The organism is Gordonia sp. (in: high G+C Gram-positive bacteria) (assembly GCF_047600385.1).
In the GTDB taxonomy this organism is placed as follows: Bacteria; Actinomycetota; Actinomycetes; order Mycobacteriales; family Mycobacteriaceae; genus Gordonia.
The window spans coordinates 3735073-3749606 of record NZ_JASGKZ010000001.1; the positions used below are offsets into that span (position 1 = coordinate 3735073).

The following is a 14534-nucleotide window of genomic DNA, read 5'->3' on the forward strand; positions in this document are numbered from 1 at the left end:
AGCCCCCCGTCAGGCGTCGGGCGCCGCCAGCGAGCGCAGCACGGGCACCAGCTTGGCCAGGGCCTTCCCCCGGTGGCTCAGCGAGTCCTTCTCCGCCGCGGACAGTTCCGCGGAGGTGCGTCCGGCGGCCAGGTCGTCGTCGGGCACGAACAGCGGGTCGTACCCGAAACCGCCCGCTCCCCGACGTTCGACGACGATGCGTCCCCGCCACTCGCCGCGCGCCGTCGCGTCCTCGCCGCCCGGGGTCACCAGCGCGCAGACCGAGACGAACGCCGCGCCGCGTCGTTCGGCGGGCACGTCGGCGAGCTGCGCCAGCAGGAGGTCGTTGTTGGCCTCGTCGCCCTTGCCGCCGCTCCAGCGCGCGGAGAGCACGCCGGGCATGCCGTTGAGAGCGTCGACGGCGAGTCCGGAGTCGTCGGCGAGGGCGGGCAATCCCGTCCTCGCGACGGCTTCGCGCGCCTTGAGCAGCGCGTTCTCCTCGAAGGTGGCGCCGTCCTCCACCGGTTCGGGATAGGCCTCGACGTCGCCCAGCCCGAGGACCTGCAGTCCGGTGATCCCGGCGGCCTCCACCACCCGCCGCAGTTCGGCGAGCTTCTTGGCGTTGTTGCTGGCGAGGAGGACCCTGCCGGGCGGGGTGTCCACCGCGAGCCCGGCGCCGACCTCGGTCGAACTCATCGGCCTACTCGCTCGTACCCGGGAGTTCACCCGGGTACGGCGCGGCCAGCGCCTCGCGCTGCGCCTGGACCAGCTGGTCAATGCCGGCCACGGCGACGTCGAGCAGCTTGTCGAGGGTGCCGCGCGGGAAGGTGGCGCCCTCGCCGGTGCCCTGGATCTCCACGAAGGTGCCCGCGTCGGTGGCGACCACGTTCATGTCGACCTCGGCGCGCGAGTCCTCCTCGTACGGGAGGTCGAGACGGACGCGGCCGTCGACCACGCCGACGCTCACCGCGGCGATGATGCAGCTCAGCGGCTGCGGGTCGGCGAGCCTGCCCGCGGCGCCGAGCCAGGTCACGGCGTCGGCCAGCGCGATGTACGCGCCGGTGATGGCCGCGGTGCGGGTGCCGCCGTCGGCCTGGAGGACGTCGCAGTCGATGGCGATGGTGTTCTCGCCGAGGGCGGCCAGGTCGATGCAGGCGCGCAGCGAACGCCCGATCAGGCGGCTGATCTCGTGGGTGCGGCCGCCGACCTTGCCGCGGACCGATTCACGGCTCGACCGCTCGTGGGTGGCGCCCGGCAGCATGGCGTACTCGGCGGTGAGCCAGCCCAGGCCGGAGCCCTTGCGCCAGCGCGGCACGCCCTCGGTCACCGACGCGGTGCAGAGCACCCGGGTGTTGCCGAAGCCGACCAGGACCGAGCCCGCCGGATTGGTGGTGAAACCGCGGGTGAAGGTGATGGGCCGCAGTTCGTTGTCGGCGCGGCCGTCTGCTCGTGTCGTCACACCCGTGACTCTATCGGTTCCCGGTCCCGCCCGGACCTCAGCCCGGGAACGGCGGACGGACCTCGATCACCTGGCCCTGGTGGACCAGCTGGAGCGGACCCTTGTACTCCTCGCGGGCCTCGTCCATGATCGCGTCGGAGTCGGTCCACGGGACCACGTGGGTCAGCGCGAGCGAGCGCACCGCGGCGCGCGTCGCGATCCGGCCGGCCTCCACACCCGACAAATGCATGTCCGGCGGACGGTTCTCCGGATCGTGCGTCCAGGAGGCCTCGCACAGGAACAGGTCGCTGTCCCGCGCCAGGTCGACGACGACGTCGGCGTAGCCGGTGTCACCGCTGTAGACCAGCACCTCGCCGTCGGGTCCGGTGATCCGGAGGCCGAACGTCGCCGGCGGAATGCGACACCTTGAACGGCTCGATCGTCAGACCGTGCACCGTCACGACGTTGCGGTCCACCCATTCGTGCACCTCGTAGGTGTCGCTGATGTCGTCGACCTGGCCGGGATACTCCGACGACGCCGAACCGATCCGGATCGCGGTGCCCGGCGGCCCGAACATCAGCGACCGTTCGGTGGCCTTCTCCGGCGCCCAGCGCCGCCACACGAGCATCGCAGGGAGATCCAGGCAGTGGTCGGCGTGCAGGTGCGAGATCAGCACCGCGACCTTGTTCGGATTCGCGTGCTGGAGGAGTTCCCCGAAGACGCCGTGCCCGCAGTCCACCAGCACCGGATCGTGTCCGTCGGCCTGAAGCAGATACCCCGAGCACGGTGCTCCGGGACCGTTCACACTGCCGGAGCATCCCAGGACCGTCAACCGCATGGGGAACACTCTGCCACGCCGCTCGCGGCGACCGACGCGAAACCCCGGCCTTGACCGAAGTCGTCCCAGATTCGACGACACGTCGCCGCGGAGCCCACGCGCGGGACCGACGCGGAAGACTCCCCGGTCCGACGGGCGATTGCGGGCCGGGCGCCCGCACCCGGTCCTACAGGTGCGTGACGTGTCCGACGGTCGGCCCCAGGAAGCGCGTCGAGAGCTTCCGGAACGAGTCGGGGTCGCCCGTCGCGGAGAACACCCGCTGGGCCTCCCGCCCGGAGTGCGGGTGCAGGGTGTCCGATTCGGTGAGCATCCGGAAGGTGTCCTTGGCCGTCTCCTCGGCGCTCGACACGAGCGTCACCTCGTCGCCCATCACCAGCTGGATCACGCCCGCGAGCAGCGGATAGTGGGTGCATCCGAGGACCACCGTGTCCACGCCCGCGGCCTGCAGCGGTTCCAGGTAGCCCTCGGCCAGGCCGAGGATCTGGCGGCCGCTGGTGATCCCGCGTTCGACGAAGTCGACGAACCGCGGGCACGCGACCGCGGTCACCTCGAGGTCGGGGGCGGCGGCGAACGAGTCCTGGTAGGCGCGCGAGGCGACGGTGGCCGCGGTGCCGAGCACGCCGATCCGGCGGTTCTTGGTGGCCACCACGGCACGCCGGACCGCGGGCAGCACCACCTCGATCACCGGGATCGGCGCATAGCGTTCGCGCGCATCGCGCAGGCACGCCGCCGACGCGGTGTTGCACGCGATGACGATCGCCTTGACTCCGCGGCGCATCAGCTCGTCGCCGATCGCCAGGGCGTGTCTCCGGATCTCCGGGATGGTCAGCGGACCGTACGGCCCGTTGGCGGTGTCACCGATGTACAGCACGTCCTCGTCGGGCAGCTGATCGATGATCGCGCGGGCGACGGTCAGGCCGCCGACGCCGGAGTCGAAGATCCCGATCGGGGCCAGCGCCCGCTCGGTCGGGATCAGTTCTCCCACATGCATCACACCGTCGACGATGGCGAGCCTCCTGGTTTCGGGGAACCGCCGCGTCGGTCGGTTCGGGCAGGCATCCAGGCTGCCAGACCACCGTCCGGCGCGCCGAAGAGGCGCCCCGCCGGCGCGGTCGCGGGCGACGGGCACCCGGTCATCGCAGGCTTCCCGGACCGGCCGTGAACGCCGAGCCGAGCACGTCCCGATAGGCCGGGATGCCGGCGACGCCGGTGGCCGCGAGCACCGCGGAAACCACCGCGCGCTGCACCACGACGGCCGCGGCCTCGCTCAGCGCCGCCGTCACGGGGGCGGCCGGGTCCATGCCGGGCGGCATCGGCACGACCGCGTCCGGGTCGGCGGTCGTCCCGCCGGTGGCGACGGCGAACAGCGTGTCGCCGTCGAGCGGCGAGTGCGCGGGCCGGATCGCCCGCGCGAGACCGTCGTGCCCGGCCATCGCCAGGCGCCGCGCGGCCGCGACCGGCAGCGCCGCATCGGTGGCCACCACCCCGATCGTCGTGTTGAGCGGGGTCCCCTTGGCGCCGAGCGCGGCGTGCGCGGCCACCTCGGACGCCGCAGGCGTCCCGAGGCCGTGCCGGTCGAGGTCGTCGCGCCCCCACGGCAGCCCGGTCGCCGGATCGATCACCGACCCGACGGGATTGGCGACGACCAGCGCGCCCACGGTGAGGCCGCGCGCGGGACCGTCGTGCAGCGTCGACGACGCCGTGCCGACGCCGCCCTTGAGCGCCCCGGCCCGCGCCCCGGTCCCGGCGCCGACGGTGCCGATCGCGAAGTCGTCACTCGCCGCCCGGAGCGCCCGCGCGCCGAAGTCGGCGTCCGGGCGCAGTTCCCAGGCGCCCACCGGCAGATCGAAGATCACCGCGGCGGGCACGATCGGCACCACGTGGCCGAGCAGGTCCATCGGCAGACCGCGGCCGTCGGCCTCCAGGGCGCGCATCGCGCCGTCGGCCGCCGCGAGACCGTAGGCGCTGCCGCCGGACAGCACGATCGCGTGCGCCCCGCGCACCGTGTTCACCGGATCGAGGAGGTCGGTCTCCCGGGTGCCGGGGCCGCCGCCGCGGACGTCGACCGCGGTCACCGCGCCGTCGGGCACGGTCACCACCGTGGTGCCGGTGGCCCAGCCGCGGCCGGGCGCGTCGGGGGCGGCCGCGGTCACGTCGGCGTCGAGCCGGGTCGCGTGTCCGACGCCGAGTCCCGCGACATCGGTGATCCGGTCGCCCGCGCGCGCTCTCAATACCCGCCCATCAGGGCCTCGACCAGCAGTTCCTGCACCACCGTCAGCCACTGGTAGACGTCGTAGTGGCCGGCGTGCGGGTCGTCGGGGTCCGGGGCGCAGGGGTCGTCGGTGATCCCGAGCATCGCGCCCAGCGCCAGCCGGACGTCGTTCAGCGCGGTGAGCCATTCGTCGGCCTGCGCCGCGGTGAGCGCCACGTCTCCGCCGCCGTCGGGCAGCGTGTCGAGGAGCACCTGGGCCGCGGTCAGCTTCGCGTCGATGATCCGCGGCTCGTTCAGGCTGCGCAGACCGCCGTTGAGGTCGGCCGCCACCGGATCGGCCGCCATGAGCTCGTCCTGGTCGGGCCGGTGGAAGTCGGGCAGGAGCCGGCCGAGGGTCGGATCCCGGGGCGCCTCGGTGTGCCCGGTGCGGATCCCGGTGAGCTCGGTCAGCGGATCGTACGGCGCGGACTCGGCGCGCTCGGTGAGCAGTTCCGACGTCGAACCCACCAGCGAGACCAGCAGCTGGCACTCGTAGCTCTCCAGATTGGAGCAGATCCGCAGGTCGTCACCGTCGCCGCGGGTGGTCCACGTCCGCATCACTCGTCGTGCTGCATGGTCGCCCACAGGCCGGCCGCATGCAGTTTGCGGACGTCGCTCTCGACCTTGGACCGGTCTCCCGACGAGACGACGGCCTTGCCCTCCTGGTGCACCTGCAGCATCAGCTCGTGAGCCTTGGGTTCGGGGTAGCCGAAGATCTTCTGGAAGACGTACGAGACGTAGTTCATCAGGTTCACCGGGTCGTCCCAGACGATCGTGACCCAGGGTCGCTCGATCGCCGCCTCCGGTTCGGCCACTGCCGTACCGGTGCTCGTCCCGGGTGCCGCTTCCTCCAGCGCCATGAGGTCTAGGGTAGCGAACGTGACCAGTTCCGCGCTGCTGACCGACCAATACGAGCTCACCATGATCTCCGCGGCGCTCGCGGCCGGCACCGCCGACCGCCGATGCGTGTTCGAGGTGTTCGCCCGCAGGCTGCCCGACGGCCGACGCTACGGCGTCGTCGCCGGCACCGGCAGACTGCTCGACGAGCTCGCCGACTTCCGTTTCGGCGACGCCGAGATCGCCGCCCTGCGGGAGCGGTCGATCGTCGACGACGACACGCTCGCCTGGCTCGCCGACTACCGCTTCTCCGGGGAGATCGACGGCTACGCCGAGGGCGAGCTGTACTTCCCCGGCTCTCCCGTGCTCACCGTGCGCGGCGGATTCGCCGAGGGCGTGGTCCTGGAGACGCTGGTGCTCTCGATCCTCAACCACGACAGCGCCATCGCCTCGGCCGCGGCGCGCATGGTCTCGGCGGCCGCCGGACGGCCGATCATCGAGATGGGGTCGCGCCGCACGCACGAGCAGGCCGCCGTCGCCTCGGCCCGCGCCGCGTACCTGGCCGGGCTCACCGCGACGAGCAACCTGGAGGCCGCCCGCACCTACGGCGTGCCCAGCGCGGGCACCGCCGCCCACTCCTGGACGCTCTCCTTCGCCGCCGCCGACGGGCCGGACGAGCGGGCCGCCTTCGCCGCGCAGATCGCGCGGCTGGGCACCGGCACCACGCTCCTGGTGGACACCTACGACATCACCACCGGCGTCCGGAACGCGATCGAGGTGGCCGGCCCCGAGCTGAACGCGGTGCGGATCGACTCCGGCGACCTCGGCGTCCTGGCCCGCCAGGTGCGTCGGCAGCTCGACGAGCTCGGTGCGGTGAACACCAAGATCGTCGTCTCCGGCGACCTCGACGAGTACGCCATCGCCTCGCTGCGCGCCGAGCCCGTCGACCTCTACGGGGTGGGCACCTCACTGGTCACCGGCAGCGGCGCCCCGACCGCGGGCATGGTCTACAAGCTGGTCGAGGTGGACGGCATCCCGGTCGCCAAACGGGCCAGTCACAAGGAGAGCCGGGGCGGCGCCAAGCGCGCCGTGCGCGCCTCCCGCGACTCGGGCACCGTCGTCGAGGAGATCCTCTACCGCGACGGGACCGTCCTGCCCGACGACGTCGCCGGTACCCTGAACCTGCGCGAACTGCAGATCCCGCTGGTGCGCGACGGCGAGCGCGTCGCCGACCTGCCCACGCTCGCCGAGTCCCGCGCCCACCTGGCGCGCGGCCTGGTCAGCCTGCCGTGGGAGGGCCTGGGCCTGAGCCACGGCGAGCCGGCGATCGGCACCCGCCACGTCGACGCCCGGTGAACCGCGTGTCCGGTGAGCCCTCGACGTCCAGTGACCAGATCTCCAGCGAACACCCCGGAGGCACCATGAGCCGCGAACCACGACGCGCCCTGATCGTCGTCGACGTCCAGAACGACTTCTGCGAGGGCGGCTCGCTCGGCGTGGCCGGCGGCGCCGCCGTCGCGGCCGCCGTCACCGAGCTGATGCCGCAGTATCGGACGGTGGTGGCCACCCGCGACCACCACGTCGATCCGGGCGACCACTTCTCCGAGACGCCCGACTACGTCGACTCGTGGCCGCCGCACTGCGTGGTCGGCACCCCCGGGGCCGAGTTCCATCCGGCGCTGGACACGACGTCGTTCGCCGCGGTCTTCTCCAAGGGCGCCTACAGCGCCGCGTACTCCGGTTTCGAGGGCACCGCCGACGATGTGACGCTGGCGACCTGGCTCGGCGAGCACGACGTCACCGCCGTCGACGTGGTCGGCATCGCGACCGACTACTGCGTGCGCGCGACCGCCGTCGACGCCGCCCGCACCGGACTGACCACGCGCGTGCTGCTCCCCTGCACCGCCGCGATCTCGCCGGAGACCTACGCCCGCGCCGAACGGGAGCTGCGCGCGGCGGGCGTCGAACTCGTCGGCGAGCTGACGTTCCCCGACTCCCCGGCCGAGTGAGTCCGCTCCCCGACGTCCCCGACCTGCTCCGGTCCGCGGTCGCAGCCCTCGGCGGATCGCGTCGCGAAGGCCAGCTGACGATGGCCGTCGCCGTCGGCGAGGCCATCGCCGACGAACGGCATCTGGCGGTCCAGGCCGGCACCGGCACCGGCAAGTCGCTGGCCTACCTGGTGCCGTCGCTGCGGCACGCGATCGACACCGGCGAGACCGTCGTCGTCTCCACCGCGACCATCGCCCTGCAGCGACAGCTGACCGAACGCGACCTGCCCCGGGTCGGGGCGGCGCTGGCCGGGCCGCTCGGGCGGGAACCGCGGTTCGCGATCCTCAAGGGCCGCGCGAACTACCTGTGTCTCAACAAGGTCCACTCCACCGCCGCGGAGGAACCGGAGGACGCCATCTTCGACGCCTTCGAGCTGTCCCGGATGGGCCGCGACATCACCCGGATCCGGGAGTGGGTCGGCGACACCGAGACCGGCGACCGCGACGATCTGACACCCGGTGTCGACAACCGGTCGTGGCGCCAGGTGAGCGTCACCTCCCGCGAATGCATCGGGGCGGCGGCCTGCGAGTTCGGCGACGACTGCTTCGCCGAGGGCGCCCGGCGCCGCGCCGCCGAGGCCGACGTCGTGGTGACCAATCACGCCATGCTCGCCATCGACGCGATGAGTCCGGCGAACATCCTGCCCGAGCACAAGGTGGTGGTGATCGACGAGGCGCACGAGCTCGTCGACCGGATCACCTCGGTCTCCACCGAGGAGGTCTCGGCCGCGGGCGTGACCTACGTGAGTCGGCGCGCGGGAAAGCTCATCTCCGTCCAGACCGCCGAGACCCTGGCCACCGCCGCCGAGCAGCTCGAAGAACTGCTCGACCAGGCCCGGGTCGGCGAATGGCTGCGGCTGCCTGCCGGGGCCGCCGAGATCCTCGTCTCCCTGCGGGACCGGCTGTGGGAGGCGCGCACCGAGATCTCCCCCGCGGGTGAGAAGAACCCGTCGGATCCCGATGCCGCCTCCTCCCGGCAGATGGCGATCAGCGCCACCGAGAACCTGCACGACACCGTGGTCCGCATCCTCACCGTCTTCGGCGAACCGGATCCGGCCAAACGTTTCGACGTGATCTGGCTGGCCGAGGAACGGCTCCGCGGCGGCGAGGTCCGCCGGAGCCTGCACATCGCCCCGCTGAGCGTCTCCGGGCTCCTGCGCACCTCGCTGTTCACCGACTCCACGGTGATCCTCACCTCGGCCACGCTCACCATCGGCGGCGACTTCAACGCGCTCGCCCGGACCTGGGGGCTCCCCGCGCACACCTCCGGAGGCGAGGACGACGCCGACGAGGGCGGCTCCTGGCGCGGCCTGGACGTCGGCTCGCCGTTCGACTATCCGCGGTCGGCGATCCTCTACGTCGCCGAGAGACTCCCCGCACCGGGCCGCGACGGCCCCGCGGAGGCGACCCTCGACGAGATGGTCGACCTGATGAACGCCGCGGGCGGGCGCACCCTCGGCCTGTTCTCGTCCATGCGCGCAGCCACCCGGGCCGCCGAGGAACTGCGCGAACGGGTCGCTTTCCCGATCCTCTGCCAGGGCGACGAGATGACGTCGACGCTGATCGAGAAGTTCGCCGCCGACGAGCCGACCTGCCTGTTCGGCACGCTCTCCCTGTGGCAGGGCGTGGACGTGCCGGGGCCGTCGTTGCGCCTGGTGACGATCGACCGGATCCCGTTCCCCCGGCCCGACGATCCGCTCCTGGCCGCCCGGCAGCGCGACGTCGACGCCCGCGGCGGCAGCGGCTTCCTCGCGGTCTCGGCCAATCACGCGGCGCTGCTGCTGGCCCAGGGCGCGGGCCGACTGCTGCGCGCCGACGGCGACCGCGGCGTGGTCGCCGTCCTCGACTCCCGATTGGTGACCGCCCGCTACGGCGGCTATCTGGTGGCCGGTCTCCCGCCGTTCTGGCGGACCACCGACCCGGCCGCGGTCCGCGCCGCCCTGCGCCGCCTGAACACCCCGTGACCGAGCCCTCCCGGAGACTCCCCCTCTGGCGGCGCCTCGGCTCCTTCCCCGCCGACGCCGGCGTGCACTTCCGGGTCTGGGCGCCGCACGCCCGAGCGGTCACCGTCTTCGGCGACTTCGACGACTGGCGGGCCCGCGACCACCCGATGACGCGCGCCGCCGACGGGGTGTGGTCGGCGACCGTCCCCGGGGCCGTCGTGGGCCAGTGCTACCGCTACCGGATCACCGGGGCCGACGGCGTGGTCCGGGACAAGTCCGATCCCCTCGCCCGTGCGACGCAGTGCCCGCCGGAGACCGCCTCCGTGGTGTGCGCGGCGTCGTCGTTCCGCTGGCACGACGACGCCTGGCTCGCCGCCCGCGCGAACGCCGATCCGCTCACCGGACCGGTCTCGATCTACGAGGTGCATTTGCCGTCGTGGCGTCCGGGCCTGGGCTACCGCGACCTCGCCGGGCCGCTCGCCGACCACGTCCGGGCGCTCGGCTTCACGCACGTGCAGCTGCTGCCGATCACCGAACACCCCTACGGCGGCTCGTGGGGGTACCAGGTGGGCGCCTACTTCGCGCCGACCGCCCGGCTGGGTTCCCCGGACGACTTCCGCTTCCTCGTCGACCACCTGCACCGCTGCGGGATCGGGGTGCTTCTGGACTGGGTGCCCGCGCACTTCCCCAAGGACGGGTTCGCGCTCGGCCGCTTCGACGGCACCCACCTGTACGAACCGGCCGATCCGCTGCGCCGCGACCAGCCAGACTGGGGCACCCACGCTTTCGACCTCGGTCGCGACGAGGTGGTCGAGTTCCTGATCGCGAGCGCGCTGTACTGGTGCATTGAATTCCATCTCGACGGGCTGCGGGTGGACGCCGTCGCCGCCATGCTCTACCTCGACTACTCGCGCCCACCCGGGCGGTGGCGGCCCAACGACCGCGGCACCCACGAGAACGACGACGCCGTGGCCTTCCTGCGCGCCCTGAACGACGCCGTGCACCGGCAGGTGCCGGGAGCCCTGATGATCGCCGAGGAGTCGACGGCGTGGCCGGGGGTCACCGCGCCCGTCGACCGGGGCGGACTCGGTTTCGACCTCAAGTGGAACCTCGGCTGGATGCACGATCTGCTCGGCTTCGTCTCCCGGCCGCACGGGCGACGACGACGCGAACAGGAACGCCTCGCCTTCGCGCTGACGCACGCCACCGCGGAGAGCTTCGTGCTGCCGCTCAGCCACGACGAGGTGGTGCACGGGAAGGGCACGCTGTACTCCCGGCTGCCCGCCGAATCCGACCGCGCCGCGGGCGTCCGCGTCCTGCTGGCCTACCAGTGGGCGCACCCGGGCAAGAAACTGCTGTTCATGGGGCAGGAGTTCGGGCAGCGCACCGAGTGGTCCGACGTCGACGGCCCGACGTGGTCCCTGCTCGACGATCCCGCGCACGCCGGGATCGCGCACGTGGTGAGCGACCTGAACCGTCTCCACCGGGAGCTGCCCGCATTGCACGAGGGCGACTGCGCCGCAAGCGGTTTCGCGTGGCTCGACGGCGCCGACGTCACCAACGCGGTGCTCGGCTTCCTGCGCCGCGGCACCCGGCCGGACGAACCCGGACACACCGTGGCGTGCCTGTTCAACTTCTCCCCGCACGACCTGTACGACTACCGGATCGGGCTCCCGCTCGGCGGGACGTGGCGCGAGATCCTCAACACCGGGGCGCGGGACTATCACGGCCGCGGCATCGGGAATCTGGGGGCGACGCACGTCGAGGAGGTCCCGAGCCACGGATACCCGTTCAGCGCGCGGCTGACGCTGCCCGCCGAGTCCGCGATCCTCCTGGTGCCGCCCGGTCGGTGAGGGCGTCGCCGTGCCCCTTCGACACGGGGGCTCGTTCCTCGCCCCCGGCTCAGGGAGCGGAGCGACTCACCCCACCGATCCCTGAGCCGGACCGCGAACGAAGTGAGCGGGCCGTGTCGAAGGGGCGCCGGCGACACCCTCACGACACGGCCCGCAGCTCGGTCCCGTTCGGAACTCAGTGACTCAGTACAGCGCCAGCGCCAGCTTGCGCCGCGCGGCCACGACCACCGGCTCGGACGGCTCGAAGAGCTCGAACAGCTCGAGCAGCCGGGTCCGGGCACGGTCCCGGTCGTCGCCCGCGGTGGTGCGCACCACGGCCAGCACCCGCTCGAAGGCGGCTTCGGGCTGCTGCGCATACAGCAGCACGTCCGCCGCGGCCAGCTGCGCGTCGAGGTCACCGGGGGCGGCGGTGTCGACGATCGACGGATCGTGCCCCTGCGCGCGGTTGATGAACTCCAGGTTCCGCACCATGGCCTGCGCCTCGGTGTGCCCCGGTTCGGCGGCGACGATCGCCCGGTAGGCGGCCAGTGCCGCGGCGGTGTCACCGGCGTCGAGCAGCTGCTCGGCGGCCGTCATGCGCGGGTCCTGCGGCTCCTCGGGCGCCGCACCCGCGGCGAACTCCGGGCCGAGTTTGGCCAGGACGTCGTCGATCCACCCCTGGATCTGCGCCTCGGGCTGCACGCCGTTGAACGCCGCGACCGGTCGCCCCTCGGCGAGCGCCACCGTCATCGGGACCGACTGCACGCCGAAGGCCTGCGCGATCCCGGGGCTGGCGTCGACGTCGACCCGGGCCAGCAGCCATCGGCCGCCGGAGCGTCGTGCCACGTCGGCGAGGATCGGCGAGAACTGCAGGCACTCCGCCGACCGCGGAGTCCACAGCTCCACGACGACGAGCTGCCGCATGGACGGGGTGATGACGTCGCTCTCGAAGGTCGCGTCGGTCACCTCCACCACGGCGCCTCCGCCGGAAGCGCCGGCGGGCGGTCCGCCCGCCGGGGTGCGGGCGGCCTCGGCCTTGGCGGCGAGCGCCGACAGGTCGACTGCTCCGGACATCGCTGCGGCGGCCTGCAGGCCTGCTGCCGCCTGCTGCCGGTTCCTCGGGTTCGTCACACCGTCAGTCTTTCACGCTCGTCACCGGTGTCGGAGTCGGTCGGCTGGTCCAGGTGACCGTTCCGCTCGGCCCACCACTCGAAGATCAGGGTGCAGAACGGCGGGAGGGAGGCCACCAGCGCCAGCGCCGAGATCTTCCAGTTCCACTTCAGTTCGACGGCGGCCCACAGCGTGATCGCGACGTAGGCCATGAAGGCGATGCCGTGCAGCATGCCGGGGACCATGGTGGCGGACTCGATGCCGCCCGCACGCTTGAGGATCATGCCGATGATGAGCAGGCCCCAGGTGATCGCCTCGATGAGGGCGATCAGCCGGAACCGCGACGCCGGGGAGGCGACGTCGAACCACTTCTGCCTGCCGGTCTGCTTGGTCATGTCGATCACGCCTTCGGGACTCGGATGATCAGGGCGTCGCCCTGGCCGCCTGCGCCGCACAGCGCGGCCGCGCCGATGCCGCCGCCGCGGCGCTTGAGCTCCAGGGCGAGGTGCAGGGCCACGCGCGCGCCGGAGGCGCCCAGCGGGTGGCCGATGGCGATGGCGCCGCCGTTGACGTTCACGATGTCCATGTCGAGGCCGAGTTTGCTCGCCGAGGCCAGGCCGACCGCGGCGAAGGCCTCGTTGATCTCCACCAGGTCCAGGTCGGCGGGGCTGATGCCCTCCTTCTCGCAGGCGTGGACGATCGCGTTGGCCGGCTGCTCCTGCAGCGACGAGTCCGGGCCGGCGACGTTGCCGTGGGCGCCGATCTCGGCCAGCCACTCCACGCCGAGCTCCTGTGCCTTCTTCTTGCTCATCACGACGACGGCGACGGCGCCGTCGGTCAGCTGCGAGGCGTTGCCCGCGGTGATCGTGCCGTCCTTGCTGAACGCCGGACGCAGCTTGGCCAGGGACTCGGCGGTGGTGGCGGCGCGCACGCCCTCGTCGGCGGAGACGACGATCGGGTCGCCCTTGCGCTGCGGGATCTCGATCGGGACGATCTCGTCGTCGAACACGCCCGCGGCCTGACCTTCGGCGGCGAGCCGGTGGCTGCGGGCGGCGACCTCGTCCTGCTGTTCGCGGGTGAAGCCGTCGGGGCCGTTGCGCGACTCGGTGAGGCCGCCCATCGGCTGATCGGTGAAGACGTCGTGCAGGCCGTCGTAGGCGAGGTGGTCGACGAGCGCGGTGTCGCCGTACTTGAAGCCCTCGCGGCTGCCCGGGAGGAGGTGCGGCGCCCGGCTCATCGACTCCTGGCCGCCGGCGACGACGCAGTCGAACTCGCCGGCGCGGATCAGCTGATCGGCCAGGGCGATGGCGTCGATGCCCGACAGACACATCTTGTTGATGGCCAGCGCCGGGACGTCCCACGGGATGCCCGCCTTCACGGCGGCCTGACGGGCGGGCATTTGACCCGCACCGGCGGTGAGCACCTGGCCCAGGATCACGTAGTCGACCTCGGAGGCCGGCACACCGGACTTCTCCAGGGCGCCCTTGATGGCGACCGCTCCCAGGTCGACGCCCGAGAAGCCCTTCAGCGACCCGAGCAGGCGGCCGAAGGGCGTGCGGGCACCGGCGACGATGACGGTGGTGTTGTCGGACATCTACTGCGCTCCTACCAGACTGATGACGTTCGGGTCCTGCACGGAACCCGGCCTTTACGACAAGGCATACCGCGGTCAACGCTACCGTGGAGAGATGAGTGATTCCGCATCCACCGCAGTGACCCCGACCACTGGACCGCTCGACGGTTCGGCCGACCTCGTGATCGGCATCGATCACGTCGGCATCGCCGTTCCCGACCTCGACGCGGCCCTGGCCTGGTACCGCGACAACTTCGGCTTCGTGAACCTGCACGAGGAGGTCAACGAGGAGCAGGGCGTGCGCGAGGCCATGGTCGGTCCGGCCGGCGGCGAGGGCGCGCTGATCCAGCTCCTGGCGCCGCTGTCCCCCGAGTCGACGATCGCCAAGTTCATCGATCGCAACGGGCCCGGACTGCAGCAGATGGCGGTCCGCGTGACCGACGTCGACGCCCTCGCCGCACGGCTGACCGCCAACGGCGTGCGACTGCTCTACCTCGCCCCCAAGCGCGGCACCGCGGACTCGCGGATCAACTTCGTCCACCCGAAGGACGCCGGGGGCGTGCTGCTGGAACTGGTGGAGCCCGCCGCGGGACACTGACCGCCGTCGACTCCCGCGGCAGGCCCGGCGGGAGAGCGCCCTGATGTTCGACCGCTTCGAGTCACATCAGTAACACTGTTACCGAA

General features: G+C 72.4%; 14 protein-coding genes and 1 pseudogene. 5 read left to right on the top strand and 10 right to left on the bottom strand.

The window, feature by feature from the left end; all coding sequences use genetic code 11:
- Positions 1 to 9: 9 nt before the first annotated feature.
- The 7 genes and pseudogenes from rdgB to clpS form a co-directional block, all read right to left on the bottom strand.
- A complete protein-coding gene (gene rdgB / locus QM809_RS16855) occupies positions 10 to 675 on the bottom strand; it encodes an RdgB/HAM1 family non-canonical purine NTP pyrophosphatase (RefSeq protein WP_415046844.1) in 666 nt (221 codons plus the stop codon).
- Positions 676 to 679: 4 nt separating this feature from the next.
- Positions 680 to 1438, bottom strand: coding sequence for a ribonuclease PH (rph, locus tag QM809_RS16860; RefSeq protein WP_415046845.1), 759 nt, complete (start codon positions 1436 to 1438; stop codon positions 680 to 682).
- Between the two features lie 37 nt (positions 1439 to 1475).
- Positions 1476 to 2163: pseudogene (locus QM809_RS16865) on the bottom strand (MBL fold metallo-hydrolase).
- A gap of 259 nt (positions 2164 to 2422) precedes the next feature.
- Positions 2423 to 3247 (bottom strand): glutamate racemase, encoded by an 825-nt coding sequence (gene murI, locus QM809_RS16870; RefSeq protein WP_415047129.1) that lies wholly within the window; start codon positions 3245 to 3247, stop codon positions 2423 to 2425.
- A gap of 142 nt (positions 3248 to 3389) precedes the next feature.
- A complete protein-coding gene (locus QM809_RS16875; RefSeq protein ID WP_415046846.1) occupies positions 3390 to 4487 on the bottom strand; it encodes a P1 family peptidase in 1098 nt (365 codons plus the stop codon).
- Positions 4484 to 5065: a DUF2017 domain-containing protein gene (locus QM809_RS16880; RefSeq protein ID WP_415046847.1), complete on the bottom strand. Its 582-nt coding sequence runs from the start codon at positions 5063 to 5065 to the stop codon at positions 4484 to 4486. The genes QM809_RS16875 and QM809_RS16880 overlap by 4 nt, the downstream gene beginning before the upstream one ends.
- Positions 5065 to 5367 carry an ATP-dependent Clp protease adapter ClpS gene (gene clpS, locus QM809_RS16885; RefSeq protein ID WP_415046848.1) on the bottom strand — a complete coding sequence of 101 codons (303 nt, stop codon included), beginning with the start codon at positions 5365 to 5367 and terminating at the stop codon, positions 5065 to 5067. The genes QM809_RS16880 and clpS overlap by 1 nt, the downstream gene beginning before the upstream one ends.
- 61 nt (positions 5368 to 5428) lie before the next feature.
- On the opposite strand from clpS, the gene QM809_RS16890 reads away from it, so the two are divergent.
- The 4 genes from QM809_RS16890 (at position 5429) to glgB (ending at position 11188) form a co-directional block, all read left to right on the top strand.
- Positions 5429 to 6700 carry a nicotinate phosphoribosyltransferase gene (locus tag QM809_RS16890; RefSeq protein WP_415047130.1) on the top strand — a complete coding sequence of 424 codons (1272 nt, stop codon included), beginning with the start codon at positions 5429 to 5431 and terminating at the stop codon, positions 6698 to 6700.
- A gap of 65 nt (positions 6701 to 6765) precedes the next feature.
- Positions 6766 to 7353, top strand: coding sequence for an isochorismatase family protein (locus QM809_RS16895; RefSeq protein WP_415046849.1), 588 nt, complete (start codon positions 6766 to 6768; stop codon positions 7351 to 7353).
- Entirely contained in the window at positions 7350 to 9356 is a 2007-nt protein-coding gene (locus tag QM809_RS16900; protein WP_415046850.1) for an ATP-dependent DNA helicase, read from the top strand. The genes QM809_RS16895 and QM809_RS16900 overlap by 4 nt, the downstream gene beginning before the upstream one ends.
- Positions 9353 to 11188, top strand: a complete 1836-nt coding sequence (glgB, locus tag QM809_RS16905) for a 1,4-alpha-glucan branching protein GlgB (protein ID WP_415046851.1) — start codon at positions 9353 to 9355, stop codon at positions 11186 to 11188. The genes QM809_RS16900 and glgB overlap by 4 nt, the downstream gene beginning before the upstream one ends.
- Positions 11189 to 11371: 183 nt before the next feature.
- On the opposite strand, the gene QM809_RS16910 is transcribed toward glgB, so the two are convergent.
- Genes QM809_RS16910 through QM809_RS16920 form a run of 3 tightly spaced genes read right to left on the bottom strand, consistent with a single transcriptional unit; the run spans position 11372 to position 13871 of the window.
- Positions 11372 to 12241 carry a tetratricopeptide repeat protein gene (locus tag QM809_RS16910; RefSeq protein WP_415047131.1) on the bottom strand — a complete coding sequence of 290 codons (870 nt, stop codon included), beginning with the start codon at positions 12239 to 12241 and terminating at the stop codon, positions 11372 to 11374.
- A gap of 53 nt (positions 12242 to 12294) precedes the next feature.
- On the bottom strand, positions 12295 to 12672 hold the full coding sequence (locus QM809_RS16915) for a DUF3817 domain-containing protein (protein WP_415046852.1): 378 nt from the start codon (positions 12670 to 12672) through the stop codon (positions 12295 to 12297).
- Positions 12673 to 12677: 5 nt separating this feature from the next.
- Entirely contained in the window at positions 12678 to 13871 is a 1194-nt protein-coding gene (locus QM809_RS16920) for an acetyl-CoA C-acetyltransferase (RefSeq protein ID WP_415046853.1), read from the bottom strand.
- A 94-nt stretch (positions 13872 to 13965) separates the two neighbouring features.
- Between QM809_RS16920 and mce the strand changes: the two genes are divergently transcribed.
- The gene (gene mce, locus QM809_RS16925) at positions 13966 to 14448 is read left to right on the top strand and encodes a methylmalonyl-CoA epimerase (RefSeq protein ID WP_415046854.1); all 483 of its coding nucleotides are present in this window, start codon (positions 13966 to 13968) and stop codon (positions 14446 to 14448) included.
- The last annotated feature ends 86 nt before the right edge of the window (positions 14449 to 14534 follow it).